This is a genomic window from Helicobacter sp. 13S00482-2, assembly GCF_002272795.1.
Classification (GTDB): Bacteria; Campylobacterota; Campylobacteria; order Campylobacterales; family Helicobacteraceae; genus Helicobacter_J.
This window is the reverse complement of sequence record NZ_MLAT01000001.1, coordinates 153,372-173,976: the sequence shown is the minus strand read 5'-3', so window position 1 is coordinate 173,976 and position 20,605 is coordinate 153,372. Positions and strand designations below refer to the sequence as shown.

Sequence of the window (20,605 nt, the reverse complement as noted above, 5' to 3'; positions counted from 1 at the left end):
GAAAACTGAAGTGTTAAAGTATTTGCTCCCATTCTTTTTATTCTTACCTCTTTTTTCAATAGAGAATAATCTCTTCACGGGTTTTGGAGTAGGACTTGGAAGTTTTATGGGAAACAAAACATCTTATCAGACAGATTTTTGGCAACAAACCACAAAAGATAATAGCACCTGTCCTGATGGGTTGTGTATAGGGAATAAAACAAGCGGATCTTATTTTGGGTATCAGGGAAATACCCTTTATGCAGTGTTAGGAGATGAGACTTTTTTTGATAAATTCAAGATTGTTGGTTTGCGTTTTTATGGAAGCATTGAGTATGCTAATGTTTCATTAGGTTCCCTAGAGAAATCTAGCATAAAAGACACCCCTGCACGGGATACTTCTTTTGTTACTTGCACCAATTGCCCTCCGGTATACCCTCCACCTACTACGATGGTTACTGGAAAGGTTAATATGAAAAATGTTTCTGATCCTCAAGTGGAGTTATTTGACAATGGAATTTGGATTAGCTATGCTCTCAATCTTGATTTTTTTGTGAATCTTCCTATTGATTCTTTAGTGCAATTGTTTTGGAAAAAAATGCCATTTTTTAAGGTTGGTGTTTATGCTGGAGGTGGAGTAGAGTATGCGACTTTAAAAAGTAGCTCTTGGGATAATCTAGAAGCAGGAGTGAATGGCAGGTCTTTTTTTGCCTCTGGAAGTGGTTTTTTCGCTAATCTGGGAGGTTCTATTTATCTTGGTAGGCACAATCGTATCAATATAGGGGTAAAAATCCCTTATTATTCACTGAATTCTCAAAACTGGTATAAATATGGGGATCCTGATCCTTGGAAACAGCAACTTCTAAGGCAAAATTTTGACATCTCTAAAGGCAATGAGTGGCGTGTTAGTTATATTTATTTGTTTTAATCTTCATTTTCTTTGGCATCGTATTCAATAGATTGATTTGTATTTTGAATTGTTTTGATCCTATCCATTATGTTTGCTTTGCCTATCTGTAAGGTTTTATTGGCTACTTCGTATCTGTTTTGAAGTGTCTCAATCCCCTTCCCAATGTCATTCATATATTTGCAAAAGGTCATCATTTTATCTTTGAGTAAATCAAGCTTAGAAATAATATTATGATAGTTTTTATCGATTTGTTCATTTTTCCATAGATTGTTAATTGTCATCAATATAGACATTAAAGTGCTTGGAGAAGTGATCACAACTCTGAGATTGTAAGCTTTATTAAACAAATCAGGATCAGCTCTCATTGCTTCTATGAAAGCACCTTCAATGGGTATGAACATAATCGTAAAATCAGGACTTTTTCCTTGCGTCAAAAGATGGTATTTTTTATTCCCGAGCTCATTAAAATGAGTGTAGATATTGGCTAAAAGGTTTTTTGTGTGCGTTGCAATATCTTCCTTTGTTTCTGAGGCAATCAACCTATCATATGCTATCAAATTAAGTTTAGCATCTACGATGATGATCCTATCATCTGGGAGATTTATGATAATGTCAGGTTGGTAATGTTTGCCTGAATCTTCATCTTTAAATTGGGCTTGTTTGTAATAATGAATACCCTGTATAAAACCATTTTTTTCTAGTAAAGATTCTAAAATCATTTCTCCCCAATTTCCTCTAGTCTTGCTCTCCCCTTTGAGTGCTTTGGTGAGATTAGAAGCTTCTTTAGAGATGGTTTCATTCATATCTTTGAGGAGCTTGATTTCTGTTAAAAGGCTTGTTCTTTCTTTGGTTTGCTCAGTTTTGAGTGTTTCAAAAGCCTCCTTGAAATCTTTGATATCTTTTTGTAATGGTTCTAGCGTTTTGCTTTGAGAGTTATTAAAATCTTGAGTTTTATTGTCCAAAACTTTTTGAGTTAGATTTTCAAATTCTAATTTGAGTTCTTTTTTGATTCTTTCCATATTGTTGAGATCTGATTTTAAAGAAACTATTTTCTCTTCTTCATCAAGCAAACGTTTTTCGTAGTATTGTTTTTGTGCATCGCTTTGATGATTGAGATTCATTATGGTATTTTGTAGTTTTTCCTGCTCATTTATCAGATTTTTTTCATAGTATGTTTTTTGTAAGCTCAGCTCTGTGGTGAGTTCTTGAATTTTTATTTTGAGTTCATTAATATTTGGCGAAGGTTTTAGAGACCGAATATGATAAACCCCTAAAGCTATTAGAGCTAGAGTTAAAACCAGAGTTAAAATGATAAAAAATGCAAACATCACACTTCCTTATAGATTTCCATTCTTGAGATTATAAAACAAGTGAGCTTGATTGTCGCTATTTCTTGCGTTTCTTTTTAGGTTCAAGTGATAAGTTTTTTTCAAATTCAATAAAATCAAACACTCTAGTTTTGAGAGACTTTTTTTGTTCTTGTGCCTCATCATAACTTTTCATTTTATCCAAAAGTCTCTGCATAACCATCTTTGTAGTTTTTTCGTTTTTACCGCTATAGCATAAAATGGATTCAAGCGTAGTAATATCCACAGGATTCTCATCATTTTCAGGATAATCACGTAAAAAGATCTTATTTTGTACCCGATAGATGCTTGTTCTACTTTGGGTTGTTTTATACTTTGTTCCATTTTGAAATACAAATAAAGTTTCTATTTTTTTCATTTACTTCCTCTAATGTATTTTTATACTTATTTTAATTTTTTATTGTTTAAAATTTATTTAAAAATACTCATTTGAAGAAATATTTGAGGATATTTTCAATGCGTGAGTTTTCAGATAATGCGTGAGCTTTTGAGTGTGATAAGCAGTGCAGGGAGAGCAAAAAGACCCGCAAATAATGGATTGAGTATGATTCCTAGATGAGCAAAAATAATTCCTCCGATAAATGAGGCAAGAGCAATTCCAACATTAAAGGCACCTTCATTTAAGCTTACAGAGCTATTGATAAAATTGGGAGTGTATTTTTCTGCACTAATCATCGCAAGAGTTTTTAAAGGGGATATTCCAGCAAATGCAAAAAAGCCCATCAGGCATAGATTGATGATAGCTAGTGTTTGGGAGTATGCACTTAAACTCACAAGAGAATACACAATCACTTGTCCAAACAAAATGATTCGTAAGGCCATTATTGAGCCTTTAAGATCAGTTAGTTTTCCCCCTGCTAAGTTTCCTATGACCGCACAGATTCCATATAAAAGCAAAACAATACTGATAGCCTTTTTTTCAAAACCACTCACATTTAACAGTAGGTCGGCTATGTAGGTGTAGAGCACAAATCCAGCCCCACAAGTGCAAATAGTAATCACATAACATTTGATTAAGGGAGGGACTTTAAGTGCTAAATAAAGATTTTTTATACTAGTTTTTGAGCTTTGAAGATGATGAGGCATAATCATTAAAACTGCCATAAAAGCAATACTAGTGAGGATAAAAATCAGTAAAAATACAGCTTTGAATCCAAAGGCTTGACCCACAGAGGTTCCCAAAGGAACACCAGTCACTAAAGCAATTGTAAGCCCTGAAACCATCACTGCGATGGCTTGGCTTTGTTTGCCTTCTTTTGCAACTTTTACCGCAGTAATAGTAGCGATAACAAAAAATACACCGTGCATCAATCCTGCAATGAGTCTAGCAAACAAGCTCACATAAAAACTATCACTGATTGCAATGATGAGGTTAGCAACAGCAAAGATTCCTAAATTGATAAGGAGCTGATTTTTTTGATTCATGGAACTTAGCGGAATTGTGAGCAAGGGTGCACCGATCACAACCCCTAGTGCATAAAGAGTAACAAGCCATCCTGCTTTGGGTTGAGTGATATTAAAATAGTTAGCAATATCAGGGAGTATTCCTGCTACAATAAATTCTGTGACCCCCATACAAAAAGAACTTAAAGCCAAAGCCAAAATAGCTTTATTGGAAGAATCAAATTTCATTATTTTTGCCTGAGGATGATTTTGAGTTTCTGAATTCTATCTTAAAAAAACATATTCTAAATTAAAAATAGGTTTTTAATGTTAAAATACTCGCATTTAAAAACAAGGAATATTATTGAAAAAAGTTTTCTTAATTTTCTCTCTCCTTTGGTGCATTTCAGGCCTATTTGGTGAGGATTCTCATAGTGATCAAAAACAAAAAATACAATCAAAAACTACTCAGGGAACCATTATTGATGGGATTGCCATCAAAGTGAATGGAGATCCTATAACGCTTTATGAAATCTCCCAAACCCAAAAGAAATTGAAAATTGATAGGAAAAAAGCTATTGATGTTTTGATAGCTGATAGGATTAAATCTCAAGAAATCAAACGTTTAAATATTAATGTTGATGATGCTAGAATTGAAGATGAAATCAAAAATATTGCCAAACGAAATGGAATGGACTATGATACTTTTATAGCCATGCTTATGAAACAAGGGGTGAATTATGGCAAATACAAAGATGAATTAAAAGAGCAAATACAAACTCAAGAACTCTTAAGAAGTGTTTTACTGTCAAATGTTAATACAGCTGGTGAAACTCAAATGCGTGATTATTATGATAAACATCAAGAAGAGTTCAGTATTCCAAAAGAAGTTCAAACGATTCGTTATGTTTCCAAAGATCCTGAAGCACTAAAAAAGGCAGTTGAAAATCCTATGATGAAGGTAACAGGCGTGGATAGTGGAGAAGAAAAAATTTCTTTAGAATCTTTAAATCCTCAAATTGCTCAAGTTTTTATTCAAACCAAAATTAAAGATTTTACCCCTATACTTAATGCTGGAGAAGGTAGCTACGTATCGTTTTTTATCAAAGACAAGATAGGAACGACCCAAGTTCCCTTTCAACAAGCTAAAAATTTTATTGCACAAAAACTTGTAGAGGGCAATCAAGATAGGATTTTAGATGAATATTTTGAGAAAATAAGGGTAAAGGCAAAAATCAACACTATAAGAGAATGAATTGAAAGATATCGCTTTTATTTACAGAGATCCTCTTTTTGGAATCACAATTTTGATCGCCATCATTGCCATTGTTGCTTTAGCAGATTACAGTCGTAATCGTAATCGCTCAAAAAAGCGTTCGCAATCTTTGATAAATTTAGCAAAATCTTACGAGTATAGTGGGCTAAATGATGGCGTGATGGAATTTTTATCCTTAGCTCATAACCCCATCCCCACTTTAATGTTTTTAGCTCAGACCTATGCAAAAAGTGGGGATAGCGAACAGGCTATCAAAATCTATCTGAGCATATTAGAAAAAACTTCTGAGTCAAAAGATAAGATCCCAGTCTTGCAAGCCTTAGGAGTAACTTATTTTAATGCGGGTTTTTTACAGAGAGCAAAGAATATTTTCATTGAGATTTTAAAGAGTTTTCCTAGAAATTCCAATGCACTCTCTTATTTGATGAGAACTTATGAGAGTATGGGGCAGTATAAAAAAGCACTAGAAGTTCTTGATTGTCTTGATGAAGTTGAGTTTGGTTCTGATGATAAAGATCGTTTCGAGGACAAAAATGACCACCAGCTCTTAGATATTGAAATTTCTGAAAATAAAGTTATTTTAGATAGTAAAAATTACCTTTATTTAATGATGCTTACTAATGATAATTTCCTTTCTTTTGAGCAAAAGCAAAATCAAATCAATTCCTTATTTATAAAAGCTCCTTCTTTGCAAAAAGTCATACTTTCGTATTTAAAAACTTATAATTTGCCAATGTTTTGGAATCATATCATAACACTTGAGTATGTCAATAATTTTATTGATTTGCTATGGAGTTTTGGCAAAGAAGATCTTCCTATGAATTTGCTTGGGAGCTCTCAGAGAATCTTGGATGTGTATCGGGCAAAAGGTTTTATTGATGATAAAAAAGAATGCGAAATTTTTGAATTAGAGCTTTTGAGATTATCCCATCATTATTCTCATTTAAAAGCAGGAATAGATTTTGAGTATCGTTGTCATAGTTGTAAAAGCATTTTTCCTTTTGATTCCTATCGTTGTCCTTCTTGTTCAGAACTTGGCATGATGGATTTGATTTTAAAACCACGTAAGATAAAAAACAATGAAATCAGTTAAATTATTTTGCGATGGTTCTTCTCTTGGCAATCCAGGTGCAGGTGGATATTGCGGGATATTGCAATATGCAGATAAGGAAAAAATCATAGCAGGAGGGGAAGAAGTCAGCACCAATAATCAAATGGAACTAAAAGCGGTCATAGAATCACTTAAGTGTTTAAAACAACCCTGTAAAATTGATCTTTATAGTGATTCAAGATATGTTTGTGATGGCATTAATTCTTGGTTATCAAATTGGATAAAAAAAGATTTTATTAAGATAAAAAATCCAGATTTATGGAGAGAGTATGTTGAGGTTTCTAAATCTCATGATGTTAGGGCAATTTGGGTGAAAGGCCACAATGGGCATATTGAAAATGAAAGATGTGATGAAATTGCTAAAAAGTGGGCTTTAAAATATAAAAAGGTTTTAGATGGATAATGCGATGAATTTTAGAGTACTAGAAAATGACATAAACTATACTTTTCAAAATAAAGATTTGCTCATAGAAGCACTCACCCACAAAAGTTATAAGATTAGTGCAGATAATGAACGATTGGAATTTTTGGGAGATGCTGTTTTGGATTTGATAGTGGGAGAATTTTTATTCCATAAATTTCCACAAAGCACAGAAGGGAATCTTTCGAAAATGAGGGCGGGAATAGTGAATGAAAAAGGTTTTATGAGACTCGCACTTTGTATTAAGTTAGGGGATTATCTATATATTTCTCAAAGCGAAGAGCAAAATCATGGACGCCATAAACCGTCCATTCTCTCTGATGCATTTGAAGCACTGATGGGTGCTATTTATCTTGAAGGTGGATTACAAGAGGTTAAAAAGATTGTGCATACATTATTAGAAAAAGTGTATCCAAACGAGGATTTTGAAAGTTTATCTTTAGACTATAAAACCAGTGTTCAAGAGCTCTCCCAAGCAAAGTTTTTTGAAATACCTACTTATGAGTTGATCTCTGAGAGTGGGCCTGATCATTGTAAGGAGTTTGAGATGATTCTTTCTATCAAGGGCGTACAATATGCTAGAGCAAAAGGTAGAAGCAAGAAAGATGCTCAACAAAAATGTGCACAAATTGCTTATGAGAAGCTAAAAAAGGACTGATATGAATACACTTGGACAAAGGTTTAGAGTTAGTACTTTTGGAGAATCTCATGGAGCTGGGATTGGATGTGTTGTTGATGGTGTTCCTGCAGGTCTTAAAATCGATGAAAATTTCATTGCCAAAGAAGTGCATAGGCGAAGGGGTGGTCAAAATCGCTACAGCACTCCACGAAGAGAAAGCGATGAGGTTGAAATTATGAGTGGTGTTTTTGATGGGCTTAGCACAGGGGCTCCTATTGGAATGATCATTCGAAATAATAATGTTAAGAGCTCTGATTATGAAAACATTAGATCTGTTTTTCGTCCTGGACATGCAGATTGGACATATTATCATAAATATGGAATTAGGGATTATCGGGGCGGGGGGAGGAGTTCTGCACGAGAGAGTGTTGCTAGGGTTGCAAGTGGAGCAATTGCAAAGATCTTACTCAAAGAGGTAGGGATTGTCTGTGAAAGTGGTATTTATTCAATCGGGGCAATTAGTGCACAGGAGTTGGATTTTCAATATTCTAAAGAAAATGAGATTTTTTCTTTAGATAAGAACAAACAAGAAATTCAAAAAGATCTTATTGATAAGGCAAGGATGAATCACGATAGTGTGGGTGGAGTAGCCTTGATAAGAGCTAGAGGTAAAAATGGAAAAATTCCTATTGGATTAGGAGAACCTTTGTATGATAAATTAGATGCCACGATAGCCTGTGCAATGATGGGATTAAATGGAGTGAAGGCTGTTGAGATTGGAGATGGCATTAAATCAAGTGAAATTTTTGGGAGTGAAAATAACGATTGCATTGATTCTAATGGTTTTTTGAGTAATCATTCAGGTGGGATTTTAGGTGGAATGAGTAATGGATCAGAAATTTTTGTAAAGGTTTATTTCAAACCCACACCGAGTATATTTTTGCCTCAAAAAACTTTAAACACAGATAAAGATGAAGTGATCTGCTCTCTTAAAGGTAGGCACGATCCTTGTATTGCTATCAGAGGTAGTGTGGTGTGTGAAAGTCTTCTTGCAATTATTTTGGCAGATATGTTGCTTTTGAATCTAGGAGCAAAAATAGATCATCTGCATAAAATTTACAAGTAGTGTTGCTGATTCAACTGTATTAAAAGTTTTAAAAGATAGAATTAAATTCGTTGCGATTACTCTATGATTTAAAGGGTCATTTATGAGACATTTTTTGACATTAAAGGATTTTACCAAAGATGAAATTCTTGATATGATAGATATTGCCATAAAAATAAAAAAGGATTTTCTTCAGAGTAAAAGTACGCCTTTGATGAAAAATAAAATTCTGGCAATGATTTTTGAAAAAAACTCCACCCGAACTAGAGTAAGTTTTGAAGCAGGGATATATCAGCTTGGAGGAATGGGCATGTTTCTTTCTAGCAAAGATACTCAACTTGGGAGAGGAGAGCCCATCAAAGATACTGCAAGAGCTATTGGATCAATGGTGGATATGATAATGCTACGAACCTATTCACAAGAAAGACTTGAAGAATTCGCTTCTTATTCGCCTGTGCCAGTTATTAATGGTTTGAGTGATTTATTTCACCCCGCACAGTTGCTTACAGATTATCTAACAATGATAGAATGCGGGATTTATCTTTTGAATAGGCAGTATGACAGTGTTCATATTGCAACTCCAAAAGTTGCTTATATTGGAGATGGGAACAATATGGCAAATTCTTGGCTTATGTTGGCTTCCAAATTGGGTTTTGAGCTCACTATTGCCTCACCTGAGGGCTACATGCCAGATACAAAAGTTGTGCAAGATGCGATGAGTTTTGCACAAATTAGTGGGGCGAAAATAACTATCACTACTTGTCCAAAACAAGCACTGAAAGGTTGTAATGTCGTTACAACTGATACTTGGGCCTCAATGGGTCAAGAAGATGAAAAACAAGAGAGAAAGAAAATATTTGAGGATTATTGTGTGAATGATGATTTAATGTCTTTAGCAGATCAAAATGCGATTTTTTTACATTGTTTTCCTGCTTATCGGGGTCAAGAAGTCACAGATAGTGTGGTGGAGGGACATCAAAGTAGGGTATTTCAAGAGGCTCAAAATCGACTTCACGCACAAAAGGGGATTATGGTATGGCTACATCAAAACAGAATTTAAAACGATTGAATTCAAATACTCCCGAGGGCTTGTATCGAGGATTAGATTTGACGAATAATCATATTAGTGCAAAAAAAATAGATGAGACAAAAATGCTTTTAGAATTACAAAAAGGCGAGTTTAGTTCCAAAGAAGCTTGGTTTGTCAAAGACGAAGAAAATAATGAGTATGTCATGGTTCCGCAGTCCGTCCTTAAGGGAATTATCCTTACTATCAAAAAGGCATATGAAGAGAAGCTAAAAGTTGAAATTGAGAGGGATATTATTGCTCATACTCCTGTTGATTTTGATGATGTTAAAACTGTAGCTAATAATAGACTTGAAAGATATCGGAAAAGTGATGGGACTTTGCCAAAGATTGATACACGATCTTTTGTTGGTCAGATAAAGAAGGAGCATCCTAATTTATTTTTTAATCTTGATGAATATTTTCGCAAACAAAATCCGATTAGCTAACAGGGTAATTTTGAAATGATAGACTTTAAAAAATTTGTTAAATATTCAAAATCAGCTCCTAGATATACTAGCTATCCTACAGCCGTAGAATTTTCTTCGGACTTTGATGATAATGCTTTGAAAGAATCATTTATTCGTAATGACAATATAGATGCATATTCTCAGAACAAGCTCCCACTTTCTTTGTATGTGCATTTGCCTTTTTGCAGGAGTGCATGTTATTTCTGTGCGTGCAATGTGATTTATACTAGTAAAGAAGACAAAAAAGATCGCTATATTAGCTATCTAAAAAAGGAACTTGAGATTCTTAAAAAATATATGAACGTAGAGCGCGAAGTTGTTCAATTTCATTTTGGAGGCGGTACGCCTACTTTTTTTGATACCAAGCAACTAAAGGAAGTCATTGATTTGATAAAATCTACCTTTCCAAATTTTGCAAAAAATGCTGAGGTTAGTTGCGAAATTGATCCTAGACATTTCAATGAAGCTCAAATGGAGGTTTTGAAAAATGGAGGTTTTAATCGCCTGAGTTTTGGAGTGCAAGATTTTGATCAGAGGGTTCAAGAAGCTATCAATCGCACTCAAAGCGTTGATCTTGTAAGTCACTGTGTTGATATTGCTAGAGGTTTTGGAATTGCTTCAATCAATTTTGATTTGATTTATGGTTTGCCATTGCAAACATATGAGAGTTTTTCTGAAACGCTCAAAAAAGTAGTTGCTTTATCTCCTGATCGTTTAGCTATTTTTAACTATGCCCATGTTCCTTGGATGAAAAAGACGATGCGAAAAATTGATGAAACCACTCTTCCTCCTCCTGATGAGAAGTTGGCAATCTTAGAATACACCATTACATTTTTGGAAAAAATGGCTTATAAGATGATAGGAATGGATCACTTTGCAAAAGCAACCGACGAGCTTTACAAGGCAAGTGTTCAGGGAGAACTTCGTAGAAATTTTCAAGGTTACACTACACGTGGATTTTCACAAACTATAGGTATGGGACTTACAAGCATTGGAGAAGGAAAAGATTATTACACGCAAAATTATAAAGATATGGAAAGCTATGAAAAGGCTATTGATAGTGGAATATTACCTGTAGAACGTGGAATTCGACTGAGTAATGAAGATATCATTAGAAAAGAAGTTATTATGGGGCTAATGAATAATCTCAAGTTGGATTTTAAAACTATAGAAGAAAGATTTCATATCAATTTTGCAGATTATTTCAAAATAGAGTTAGAACAATTAGAAGAATATATTCAATCAGATCTTTTAAAGATTACCCAAGAGGGGATTTATACCACTCCAACTGGTGGAATGCTTATAAGGAACATTGCTATGGTTTTTGATGAGTATCTTCAAAAAATTCCCATCAATCAGAGACGATTCAGTAAAAGCGTGTGAGTATGGACTTTGGTAGTATTTCTAATGCTTGCGTAAAATGCGGTAAATGTATTCCTAGTTGTACTATTTATCAAATTAAAAAAGATGAGACCACTTCTCCTAGGGGGTTTTTAGATCTACTTGGAGCTTATGAAAGAGGTGATTTAGAGCTTGACAGAAATGTAAAGAATATCTTTGAGTCTTGTTTTTTATGTACTACTTGTGTGCAAGTTTGCCCCAATACTCTTCCCATAGATGTGATGATTGAAAAAATCCGTGTTGATATTGCAAAAAAATATGGCATTTCTTGGAGTAAAAAACTATTCTTTTATTTGTTGAAGCATAGAAAATTGATGGATTTTGTGTTTTCTTTTGTTTATTTTGTTTCGCCTTGTATATTCAAAAAAAATCCATCTAATACTAAAAATACCTTTAGATTCTCACTCCCAAAAATTGGCAAAAGAACTGTATTTCCATTTTCTTCAAAGAGTTTTTTGCAAAAACATAATGGTGAAATTCTCTCCAAAAATATTTCAAAAACTTCAAAGCTACTTCACAATAGAGTAGCGATTTTTATTGGCTGCCTGAGTAATTATAATTATATTAATGTAGGGGAGAGCTTACTTTTTATCTTAGATGAATTAGGAATAGATGTTTTGATTCCCAAACAGGAATGTTGTGGTGCTCCCGCTTATTTTTCTGGAGATATTGCAACTGTAAAACATCTCATTAAAAAAAATATTATTCATTTTGAAGAATTTATTGATGAAGTAGATGCTATCTTGATACCAGAGGCGACTTGTGGGGCTATGCTGATAGAAGATTGGAAACATGCTCTTAAAGATGAAGAAGGAGATTGGTCAAAGAGACTGCAGAAACTAATTCCTAAGTTCAATATGGCTAGTTTTTGGTTAGACAAAAATACTTCACTTCCAGATATTTTACTCAAAATTCCATCTCAAGAACAAACTTTCACTTATCACGATCCTTGCCATGCTAGAAAGGTTTTGAATATTTATAAAGAACCTAGAAATTTGCTATCAAAAAACTATTCTTTGATAGAAATGAGTGATTCAAGTAGGTGTTGCGGTTTTGGAGGTATTAGTATGCAAAGTGAAAAGTATGACCTCACCTTAAAGGCAGGAATTCCAAAAGCTCAGATGATAAAAGAGACTAATGCGGAGATTGTCAGTGCAGAATGTGGTGCCTGTCATATGCAATTAGATAATGCAATGGATCACCAAGGAGTGAAGACAACATTTTCTCATCCATTAGAGCTTATTGCCAAAGCTTTGCATATGGGACACTCATCCTAGAAAAACAACAAAAGCTAGAATTTATAATCCATGCATCTTTATTGTTTGATTGATTTTGTGTATCAGAGCACATAAATAATCAAATTAATTATTGAATTAAAAATACCCATTAAACAGATTATAAGCTAAATATAATAATAATTACTAAAATTAATATTAAAGGTAAAATAATGAAATTCTATAAGATTTTTTTTGTTGTTTCACTGCTTTATGTGGGGCTAAATGCTGAAGATGAATCAAGCATTAAGCTCAATAAAATCATTACTTCAGCCACTGGATTTGATATACCCCTTAAAGATGAGCCTAGAAATATTGTTATTATAGATAAAGATACTCTCACAAAAAAGGGTTATCAAAATTTAGATGATGCACTTAAGATGTCTCCGTTAATTACTTTTTCAAACAACGGATTTGGACAAAATATAGATTTGAGAGGACAGGGAGGAAGTGCTAATCAAGGTGTAAAAGTTCTAATAAATCGTATACCCATCAATCTTTTGGATTCAAGTCATGGCATCACCCCACTTTCTCAAATCAATCTTGAAGATGTTCAATCTATAGAAATTATTCCAGGTGGTGGGGCTGTGGTATATGGGAATGGCACTAGAGGTGGGGTGGTGAATGTCGTCACTAAATCCGCCAAAAAAGATTTTGCGAATATTAATTTAAAAGGTGGTAGCTATGAGGTGATAGATGGTCTTTTTGGTAGGCTTGATTTATCAGCAGGTAAAAATATCGGAGATTTATTTTTGAAAGCAGATGCTAGTGTTGCTAATACTAATGGATATAGAATAGGGGATAGTTTATTTAACTATTATCTTAATGCAGAGGCTCTCTATAGCTTTAATGAAAATCAATCTTTAGATTTTAATGTTGGTTATTCTTATTCAAAAATAAACACAACACCTGGTATTTCTCTTATTGAGCTTAAAAACAATAGACGAGCTGCAGGAAATGGAGAAATTACCTCTGAAGATAATTTTATTAATACCTCTCTTAATTATAAAGCCAAATTATCAGATAAATGGAATTTTGACTTATTGGGTTTTTATCAGATGGACAATGTGGCTTATCCTCTTTCAATCACTTCTGCTACAAAAAGAGGCACAACAGTACCTTTTGATGAAAGTGGGAGTGAATTTTTTAATCAGGGTGCTGGGGGGAATGCAAAGCTCAAATACACCACAGATAAAAATACCATAATGCTAGGATATGATATTTTGTATCAGAGCACAATTAGAAAATCAAATAACCATTATGTCGTTCAAATGCCTAAAGGGCTTCTTGATAAGATAGTCGCCGCACTTTCTGCAAAAAAACCTCCTATGGGAACAGGAGGAGGTGCTAGTGGGTCAGGAGTTGCAGGTGCAGTTGGAGTGCCAGATATGAGTCTAGCAACTGCTTTAGATCATGCTTGGCAAACTAATTTGGAGGCGAGTAAAATTTCCAATGCTCTTTATGTATTTGATAAATACGAATTCACGAATTACTTTGAGCTTAGCGGGGGACTAAGATATGAAAATAGTCTTTATGATCTATCTAATGATAAAGATACTCAAGCAAGTGGCCCTTTAAATAAAACCATTAAAAGCGGTCCTTCTCCACATTTTAGACTTAGTACTACTAGAAACAATTATGCTTTAGAGATGACTCCTAATTTCAAATATTCTGATACGGGAAATATTTACCTGAAATATGAAAGAGGTTTTATCACACCTTCACCCAATCAAATGATGGATTCAGATCCTAAAAATGGACTTAGCTACAATGGTATCAAACCTGAAACTTATGATACTTTTGAGTTGGGGTATAGAGATGAATATGATTTCACCTATCTCTCTGCCACATTATATTACACACTCACTTCAGATGAAATTCATTATAATCAGATTGAGCACGGATCTAATTGGCAATACAATAATTTAGATCAAACTTACCGATTAGGGGTTGAGGTGGTTGCTTATCAAGATTTTTTTAGTGATAGATTTCATTTGAATGAGTCAATTTCTTATATCTATAATGAAATATTAAAAGGAACCAACAAAGGCAAACAGATCCCTTTGGTTCAGGATTATAAAATCACTTTAAATCTTGCCTATGATATTATTAAAAGTGATAATCAACTTTTGAGCGTGATGCTTAACAACTCTTTTTATGGCCCCTCTCTTGATAATAGCTATTCAAAAGTAGATGCTTATATCTTGAATAATTTAGGTTTGAGTTATTCGTTCAAATCTTTTAAATTTGATGCAGGGGTACAGAATTTATTTGATACACAATATTTTGATTATCATTTAGCCCTTAGTTCTGATTCTTTTATTCCTGCGGCCTATATTCCTGCGGCAGGTCGAAGTTATTATATTGAACTCAGGTATAATTTTTAAACTTTTATCCTATCTGTTATTCTGAGATGATCAATATGGAGTGTTTTTTATAAAAAATCTTGATAAGATTTAAAGATAATCTTTAAAAATTAAATCTATTCAAATATAATGAAGTATTTTTTAATTTCGGAGATAAGATGCACAGCAAAAGAAGAATAGAGTTATTTATTTTATTGGGGATTATTTTTATCACTTTGAATTTAAGAGGACCTATTACAGCGGTGGGTCCAATTATTGAGATCATTAAAGAACACTATAGATTATCAAACTCTCTTGCAGGATTTATCACCACACTCCCTCTTTTGGCATTTGCCATATTTTCTCCCATTGTTGCAAGATTTAGATATGTCACGATGATGCTTTATGGGCTATTATTTATCTTTTTTGGAGAAATCGTTCGTTCGTATTTCGCAGAGTCAGGGCTTTTTGTTGGAACACTTATTATGGGGATAGGAATTGCCATCGCTAATGTCCTATTGCCAAGCATCATCAAAGCAGGATTTCCTAAGACTTTTGGAAAGATTATGTCCATTTATTCTTTGGTTTTGGTTATTTCTGCAGCTATTGGGGCAGGAATCTCTGTTCCTTTGACACTTTCATTGAATCTAGGCTGGAAGAATACCCTAGCACTTTGGGCAATAATTGCAGTTATCGCGATTATTTTATGGATACCTCAGCTAGGAGGCAGAAGAAGATATAAAAATCAAAAAAGAAATATTAACGAGATGACTCCTATTTATAAATACGCTACGAGTTGGTGGATAACATTTTTTATGGGGACTCAATCATTGATTTTTTATAGCATCATTGCTTGGTTTCCTTCCATTTTGATAGAAAAGGGTTTTGACATTCATTTTGCCTCAAATATGACGCTTTTATATCAGGTTTGTTCAATGCCCATTGCGTTGGTCGCACCCATAATGGTAGCTAGGATCAGGAATAAACACAAACATGTTTTGACTAGCTTTTTGTGTTTAATGTATGCTTTTGCTTTTGGTATTTTGTTTTTCTATAATAGTTTATTTGCCATGCTTATTGCCACTATTTTTTTAGCTTTTCCGATGGGAGGAATGTTTGGAATCGCTCTTTTGTTTGTCTCAACCAAAGCCTCACATCCTCAAAAAGTAGCTAGATTATCAGGTATGGCACAGTCTTTGGGTTATTTGATAGCTGCACTAGGGCCTATTTTTCTTGGGTTTATATATGATTTGTCGCATTCGTGGAATATACCACTTATTGTATTTGTTTGTTTGACAGTACTGCTTATATTTTTTGGATACAAGGCAAACAATTCTAAAGTCATTTGAGCTAGGAATAAAGAAGATTTTCAAGTTACAGCCATATGAATATGTAATCTGGGTTTTTAAAATAAATCCGTATAAGATTTGATTTTAAAAACATGCAATGGATTTTTTGATTTAAAAACCAAGAATAACCATACAACAAGGAGAGGGTATTTAAGTTCAAATGCTTGTAGATGGATTCAAATATTTTTAATGGATTTTTAAGAAAAGAAATAAAAAACATATTGGTGTCAAGAGGGAGACTTGAACTCCCGACCTCCGGCTTATGAGACCAGCGCTCTAAACCAGCTGAGCTACCTTGACAAGAGCCTGTAATTATAAGAGAAATCCCCTGAAAAGTCAATAATCAAAGTATCGTATCAAATCCACCAGAACTTTCATAGGCATTTTTGTATTTTTCCAAAAAGTTATTGAGATCTTGAGCTTGTATGCCAAAGGCTCTTTGAGCATTCTTTTGATGAGGATTAGAATCAGTTTTTAGATCTTGTTGTAAATCAGGATTATATTTTCCATTATAAAAGTTTGTCAAACTATACAAAGATTGTGCAGCTAACATCTTATCCCCTTCACTCATTCCTGCAGTAGCCCTTTTAAATGCGTTGTATTCATCATTACTCATCAGTTCTAAAACGAGCAACCCATAAGTCTCTCTTTGCTTTGATTCTATGGGGTTAGTAATTTGTTTTTTAGGCTCTAGAGAGGCTTTTTCGTTAGATTTGAGATGAGTTTTTTCAGTTTGCGAACTCTGGGTTTGTTCTTTTTGTGTGTTAAACAGATTATATATTGATGTTTGTGGTAGTTGCGAATTAATTTCCACAGTAGAACTCCAAATCGTTTTTGGATATCTAGCAAAAATTATTCCTTTTTAATGCAAACAGGCCTTGAATTTTTCAAAAACACTCAGGATTTTTTCGGCAGTTATTTTTGCATCCGCATAACTCATTTTTTGATGACATGGGATAGAAATTTCTGCACGATAAAAATCTCTTGCATTAGGAAGATTGACTTCTCCTAAAAGTTTTTTATACAAACTGAATTCATTGATAGGCTTGTAATGCACCTGTACTCCAAGTCCCTTTTCTTGAAGAGATCTAAAAATATCTTCTTTAGAGCACCAAAATTCTGGTGCAAGAATGATTGGATAGAGATGATTTGTGCTGAAATGTTTTATATGCTGATGAAGAGTAAAAAAATAAGGATTGCCTTCAAAGGCTTTGTCATAAAATTTTGCAATCTCTTCTTTGGTATGCAAGAATCTATTGATTTTTTTGAGTTGAGATATTCCAAGTGCTGCTTGAAGTTCGTTCATACGAAAGTTAAACCCACTTCTTGTGACATCAGAATTCCATAACTCTTTTTTTGTGACTCCGTGCGATCGAATGAGTTTGGCTTGTTCGTATATATCTGCATTGTTCGTGAGCAAGGCCCCACCTTCTGCTGTTGTGATGGGTTTGATTGCATGAAAGCTGAAAATAGTCGCATCAGCGAGTGTGCCGATTTTTTGATTTTGATATTTGCCACCAAAACTGTGGGAGCTATCTGAAATAAATACTAAATTATTTTCTTTACAGATTTTTTGGATTACTTCAGCCTCGATGCTATTTCCTGCATAATCAACACTCACAATAGCACTTGTTTGGTTGGTGATATGTGACTTTATGGAGTTTTCATCAATGTTTCCATCCCTTTTTATATCACAAAATATGGGCTTTGAGTGACATTCTAGCATCATATTAGTAGTAGCAACAAAGCTGATGGGTGAAGTGATGGCATAATGATCGTGATCTAAATTGATGGCTTTATAGCTTGCATATAAAGCACTTGTAGCGGAGTTAAATACAAGAGCATACTTCGCTCCTATAAAATCAGCAATTCTTTCTTCAAATTCTTGAGTAAGGTTTCCTTGAGTGAGTGTAGGGCTTCTTAAAGCCTCTATGACAGCTTGTATGTCATCATCTTCAATGTATTGAGTGCTATAAGGATTCATTTAATTAAGTAGTTTTGTCAGGCGTTCTAAGGTGATTCCTTCGGTATTATGAGAAGCCTTGAATTGTTCTTTATCTAGTGCATCTTTATTTAGTGTCTCGTATTTTTCATCATCAACAAGAGTCTCCCCAACTTTTTCTCTGAGTGCCTCAATACCTTCTTTGGCATATTTTTTCTGCAGATTAATATCCTTGAGAAAATCATTGAGATTTTTTGTATTTTTTATTTCAATTTTATCAGGATTGATTGAGTTGGACTGAAATTTTATTTTAGGGTCTATATGGCTATATTTTTTTGTAAATACATTTTCTTTATTGAAAGTTGAGGTATCGAAAATTTTCGTGATATCTGCTTTAATATCTTGGGATTCTTTGAGTGCTATCTCAGATTTTTGTGAATCTTTTGCGTGAATTTCTTCAGAGTTTTTAATCAATTCCTCAGTTTTTTGACTCATTTCATTCATAGCCTTTATAGCTATTTGTAAAGAACCTATGGTGTTATTGATCTCTCTTGTAGATTTTGCTAGTTCGCTTTCGTTAATGACAACAGAGTCTTCATTTTTTTTTAGAGGCTTCGCCTTGATCGTTCCATTGATGTTATTATCATTCTCTAAACGTGTGCTCAAAGCCCCTTTACCAGAAGATTTGTCATTAATATTAGCACTATGTGGAGTGATTTTCATTACCAGTCCTTTTGCTTATTTCATAGTTTAATAAGCACTTGTTATTCCATATTCTGTTCCAAATACTTGGTATGTATTTTAGAGTGTTTGAAATCCACATTATCCATCATTTTTAGATGAAATGGAATCGTGGTTTTGATTCCTTCAATACAAAATTCTCTCAAAGATCTTTTCATTTTTGCAATGGCACGAGTTCTGTCTTCTCCCCATACAATCAGTTTTCCAATCATTGAATCATAGAACATAGGTACGACATATCCAGCATAGGCGTGTGTATCAATCCTCACATTTGCACCACCTGGTGCTATCCATTTGGTGATCTTACCTGGACAAGGATAGAATTTTTCAGGATCTTCAGCAGTGATTCTACATTCAATAGAATGTCCTTTGAAACTGATTTCTTCTTGGCTTGGAAGGGTTTGTCCTTCTGCGATTTTTATCATCCACTCTACCATATCTAGACCACTCACCATTTCGCTAATGGTATGTTCAACTTGAAGCCTTGTGTTCATCTCCATAAAATAGAAATCTTTATAGTTAGCATCTAAAAGAAATTCAAAAGTTCCTGCACCCACATAACCGATATATTTTGCTGCCTTTACGGCAGTTTCAAGTAGTGCTTTTCTAACTTCAGGAGAGAGAACACTAGCAGGAGTTTCTTCAATGAGTTTTTGTTGTCTGCGTTGTGCTGAACAGTCTCTTTCGCCTATATGAATCACATTTCCGTGCTTATCTGCTAGTATCTGAACCTCAATATGCTTGGGGTTGCGGATAAATTTTTCCATATAGATTGTGCCATCTCCAAATGCACTCAATGCTTCGCTCTCAGCTGCCAAATAGAGGTTTTTGAGGAGTTTTGGATCTTCAACGACTCTCATGCCTCTACCACCCCCACCTGCTGCTGCTTTTATGATTACTGGATAACCGATTTTCTCAGCTACCTTTTGAGCTTCTTGGTAGCTTTTGAGTGCTCCATCACTTCCTAGTATTACGGGCACACCAGCTTCTTTCATCACATCTTTAGCTTTTGATTTATCGCTCATGATTACCATTACTTCAGAACTTGGACCTATGAATTCTATCCCATGATGAGAGCAAATCTCTACAAAATTCTGATTTTCGCTTAAAAATCCATATCCAGGGAAAATCGCATCTGCATCAAACAATTCCGCCACACTCATAATGGCAGAAACATTAAGATAGCTTTCAGAGGATTTTGGTCCACCAATGCATACTTTTGCATCTGCAATATCTAGGTAATGCGTATCTTTATCAGCCGTAGAATAGATAGCGATGGCTTCTTTTCCCATTTCTTGAATAGTTCTTATAGCTCTTAGAGCAATTTCTCCGCGATTAGCAATCAGGATTCTTTGGAGTGATTTTTTTTCTACTTGTTTCATAGTTTTAGATTTTCTCTACTTTTATAAGCTTGCTTCCAAACTCTACAGGTTGTGAATCATTCACTTCTATGGAAAGGATTTTGCAATCATATTCCGCTTCAATTTCGTTCATGATTTTCATTGCTTCAATGATTCCTATGGTTTGCCCTTTTTTTATGGTATCACCTACATTCACATATGGAGCAGAATCTGGAGAAGGACATCGATAAAAAGTCCCTACCATTGGAGAAGTAATAAAATCTCCTTTTTTATTTTCTGAAGTGTTGCTAGGAACTGCAGGGGGTGTTTGTGCCAAATTTAGTGGTTCTACTACCACGGTTTGAGGTTGCACAAGAGGAATTGATTGAGCACAACCAGGTTGCTTGTCTAGCTTTATTTCAAAATCACTTTGCTTTAGACTTAATCTAGCAACGTCTGAATTATCAAACATTTCGATGAGTTTTTTTAGTTCTGCAAGATTCATA

The 20,605-nt window shown here is 34.2% G+C and carries 20 protein-coding genes and 1 tRNA gene; 12 read left to right on the top strand and 9 right to left on the bottom strand.

The window, feature by feature from the left end:
• The first annotated feature begins 10 nt into the window (after window positions 1-10).
• Window positions 11-907 (top strand): outer membrane beta-barrel protein, encoded by an 897-nt coding sequence (locus BKH42_RS00805; RefSeq protein ID WP_095293793.1) that lies wholly within the window; start codon window positions 11-13, stop codon window positions 905-907.
• On the opposite strand, the gene rmuC is transcribed toward BKH42_RS00805, so the two are convergent.
• The 3 genes from rmuC to BKH42_RS00790 all read right to left on the bottom strand — a co-directional run bounded on the left by rmuC (window position 904) and on the right by BKH42_RS00790 (window position 3,888).
• Window positions 904-2,217, bottom strand: coding sequence for a DNA recombination protein RmuC (gene rmuC / locus BKH42_RS00800; RefSeq protein WP_095293791.1), 1,314 nt, complete (start codon window positions 2,215-2,217; stop codon window positions 904-906). The genes BKH42_RS00805 and rmuC overlap by 4 nt on opposite strands.
• A gap of 58 nt (window positions 2,218-2,275) precedes the next feature.
• Window positions 2,276-2,614, bottom strand: a complete 339-nt coding sequence (locus BKH42_RS00795) for a hypothetical protein (RefSeq protein ID WP_095293789.1) — start codon at window positions 2,612-2,614, stop codon at window positions 2,276-2,278.
• Between the two features lie 110 nt (window positions 2,615-2,724).
• A complete protein-coding gene (locus BKH42_RS00790) occupies window positions 2,725-3,888 on the bottom strand; it encodes an MFS transporter (protein WP_257874210.1) in 1,164 nt (387 codons plus the stop codon).
• Between the two features lie 115 nt (window positions 3,889-4,003).
• On the opposite strand from BKH42_RS00790, the gene BKH42_RS00785 reads away from it, so the two are divergent.
• The 11 genes from BKH42_RS00785 to BKH42_RS00735 all read left to right on the top strand — a co-directional run bounded on the left by BKH42_RS00785 (window position 4,004) and on the right by BKH42_RS00735 (window position 16,076).
• Window positions 4,004-4,894, top strand: a complete 891-nt coding sequence (locus BKH42_RS00785; RefSeq protein WP_180673858.1) for a SurA N-terminal domain-containing protein — start codon at window positions 4,004-4,006, stop codon at window positions 4,892-4,894.
• A gap of 1 nt (window position 4,895) precedes the next feature.
• A complete protein-coding gene (locus BKH42_RS00780; protein WP_095293783.1) occupies window positions 4,896-6,008 on the top strand; it encodes a tetratricopeptide repeat protein in 1,113 nt (370 codons plus the stop codon).
• Window positions 5,995-6,429 carry a ribonuclease HI gene (gene rnhA, locus BKH42_RS00775; RefSeq protein ID WP_095293781.1) on the top strand — a complete coding sequence of 145 codons (435 nt, stop codon included), beginning with the start codon at window positions 5,995-5,997 and terminating at the stop codon, window positions 6,427-6,429. Before BKH42_RS00780 ends, rnhA begins: the two co-directional genes overlap by 14 nt.
• The gene (rnc, locus tag BKH42_RS00770; protein ID WP_095293779.1) at window positions 6,422-7,105 is read left to right on the top strand and encodes a ribonuclease III; all 684 of its coding nucleotides are present in this window, start codon (window positions 6,422-6,424) and stop codon (window positions 7,103-7,105) included. The genes rnhA and rnc overlap by 8 nt, the downstream gene beginning before the upstream one ends.
• Window position 7,106: 1 nt before the next feature.
• Window positions 7,107-8,192: a chorismate synthase gene (gene aroC / locus BKH42_RS00765; protein WP_095293777.1), complete on the top strand. Its 1,086-nt coding sequence runs from the start codon at window positions 7,107-7,109 to the stop codon at window positions 8,190-8,192.
• An 82-nt stretch (window positions 8,193-8,274) separates the two neighbouring features.
• Complete coding sequence (argF, locus tag BKH42_RS00760; protein ID WP_095293775.1) at window positions 8,275-9,231, top strand: ornithine carbamoyltransferase; 957 nt, start codon at window positions 8,275-8,277, stop codon at window positions 9,229-9,231.
• A complete protein-coding gene (locus tag BKH42_RS00755) occupies window positions 9,207-9,686 on the top strand; it encodes a DUF2603 domain-containing protein (protein WP_095293773.1) in 480 nt (159 codons plus the stop codon). Before argF ends, BKH42_RS00755 begins: the two co-directional genes overlap by 25 nt.
• A gap of 15 nt (window positions 9,687-9,701) precedes the next feature.
• Window positions 9,702-11,090: an oxygen-independent coproporphyrinogen III oxidase gene (gene hemN, locus BKH42_RS00750; protein WP_095293771.1), complete on the top strand. Its 1,389-nt coding sequence runs from the start codon at window positions 9,702-9,704 to the stop codon at window positions 11,088-11,090.
• A 2-nt stretch (window positions 11,091-11,092) separates the two neighbouring features.
• Window positions 11,093-12,385, top strand: a complete 1,293-nt coding sequence (locus BKH42_RS00745; RefSeq protein WP_095293769.1) for a (Fe-S)-binding protein — start codon at window positions 11,093-11,095, stop codon at window positions 12,383-12,385.
• 170 nt (window positions 12,386-12,555) lie between these two features.
• Complete coding sequence (locus BKH42_RS00740; RefSeq protein WP_095293767.1) at window positions 12,556-14,769, top strand: TonB-dependent receptor; 2,214 nt, start codon at window positions 12,556-12,558, stop codon at window positions 14,767-14,769.
• Between the two features lie 137 nt (window positions 14,770-14,906).
• On the top strand, window positions 14,907-16,076 hold the full coding sequence (locus BKH42_RS00735) for an MFS transporter (protein WP_095293765.1): 1,170 nt from the start codon (window positions 14,907-14,909) through the stop codon (window positions 16,074-16,076).
• A gap of 222 nt (window positions 16,077-16,298) precedes the next feature.
• Here the strand turns inward: BKH42_RS00735 and BKH42_RS00730 are convergent.
• The 6 genes from BKH42_RS00730 to accB all read right to left on the bottom strand — a co-directional run bounded on the left by BKH42_RS00730 (window position 16,299) and on the right by accB (window position 20,604).
• A tRNA-Met gene (locus BKH42_RS00730) sits at window positions 16,299-16,376 on the bottom strand.
• A gap of 43 nt (window positions 16,377-16,419) precedes the next feature.
• Complete coding sequence (locus BKH42_RS00725; protein ID WP_095293763.1) at window positions 16,420-16,890, bottom strand: hypothetical protein; 471 nt, start codon at window positions 16,888-16,890, stop codon at window positions 16,420-16,422.
• Window positions 16,891-16,938: 48 nt separating this feature from the next.
• On the bottom strand, window positions 16,939-18,060 hold the full coding sequence (gene pseC, locus BKH42_RS00720) for a UDP-4-amino-4,6-dideoxy-N-acetyl-beta-L-altrosamine transaminase (RefSeq protein ID WP_095293761.1): 1,122 nt from the start codon (window positions 18,058-18,060) through the stop codon (window positions 16,939-16,941).
• Window positions 18,061-18,741, bottom strand: coding sequence for a hypothetical protein (locus BKH42_RS00715; protein WP_095293759.1), 681 nt, complete (start codon window positions 18,739-18,741; stop codon window positions 18,061-18,063).
• 41 nt (window positions 18,742-18,782) lie between these two features.
• Window positions 18,783-20,141, bottom strand: coding sequence for an acetyl-CoA carboxylase biotin carboxylase subunit (locus BKH42_RS00710; protein ID WP_095293757.1), 1,359 nt, complete (start codon window positions 20,139-20,141; stop codon window positions 18,783-18,785).
• A 4-nt stretch (window positions 20,142-20,145) separates the two neighbouring features.
• On the bottom strand, window positions 20,146-20,604 hold the full coding sequence (gene accB, locus BKH42_RS00705) for an acetyl-CoA carboxylase biotin carboxyl carrier protein (protein WP_095293755.1): 459 nt from the start codon (window positions 20,602-20,604) through the stop codon (window positions 20,146-20,148).
• Window position 20,605 lies beyond the last annotated feature (1 nt).

Bases quoted from the DNA above. Each gene is read 5' to 3' on its own strand.
- rmuC (WP_095293791.1), bottom strand. From the start codon at position 2,217: ATGTTTGCATTTTTTATCATTTTAACTCTGGTTTTAACTCTAGCTCTA.
- BKH42_RS00795 (WP_095293789.1), bottom strand. From the start codon at position 2,614: ATGAAAAAAATAGAAACTTTATTTGTATTTCAAAATGGAACAAAGTAT.
- BKH42_RS00790 (WP_257874210.1), bottom strand. From the start codon at position 3,888: ATGAAATTTGATTCTTCCAATAAAGCTATTTTGGCTTTGGCTTTAAGT.
- rnhA (WP_095293781.1), top strand. From the start codon at position 5,995: ATGAAATCAGTTAAATTATTTTGCGATGGTTCTTCTCTTGGCAATCCA.
- rnc (WP_095293779.1), top strand. From the start codon at position 6,422: ATGGATAATGCGATGAATTTTAGAGTACTAGAAAATGACATAAACTAT.
- aroC (WP_095293777.1), top strand. From the start codon at position 7,107: ATGAATACACTTGGACAAAGGTTTAGAGTTAGTACTTTTGGAGAATCT.
- argF (WP_095293775.1), top strand. From the start codon at position 8,275: ATGAGACATTTTTTGACATTAAAGGATTTTACCAAAGATGAAATTCTT.
- BKH42_RS00755 (WP_095293773.1), top strand. From the start codon at position 9,207: ATGGCTACATCAAAACAGAATTTAAAACGATTGAATTCAAATACTCCC.
- hemN (WP_095293771.1), top strand. From the start codon at position 9,702: ATGATAGACTTTAAAAAATTTGTTAAATATTCAAAATCAGCTCCTAGA.
- BKH42_RS00745 (WP_095293769.1), top strand. From the start codon at position 11,093: ATGGACTTTGGTAGTATTTCTAATGCTTGCGTAAAATGCGGTAAATGT.
- BKH42_RS00740 (WP_095293767.1), top strand. From the start codon at position 12,556: ATGAAATTCTATAAGATTTTTTTTGTTGTTTCACTGCTTTATGTGGGG.
- BKH42_RS00735 (WP_095293765.1), top strand. From the start codon at position 14,907: ATGCACAGCAAAAGAAGAATAGAGTTATTTATTTTATTGGGGATTATT.
- pseC (WP_095293761.1), bottom strand. From the start codon at position 18,060: ATGAATCCTTATAGCACTCAATACATTGAAGATGATGACATACAAGCT.
- BKH42_RS00715 (WP_095293759.1), bottom strand. From the start codon at position 18,741: ATGAAAATCACTCCACATAGTGCTAATATTAATGACAAATCTTCTGGT.
- BKH42_RS00710 (WP_095293757.1), bottom strand. From the start codon at position 20,141: ATGAAACAAGTAGAAAAAAAATCACTCCAAAGAATCCTGATTGCTAAT.
- accB (WP_095293755.1), bottom strand. From the start codon at position 20,604: ATGAATCTTGCAGAACTAAAAAAACTCATCGAAATGTTTGATAATTCA.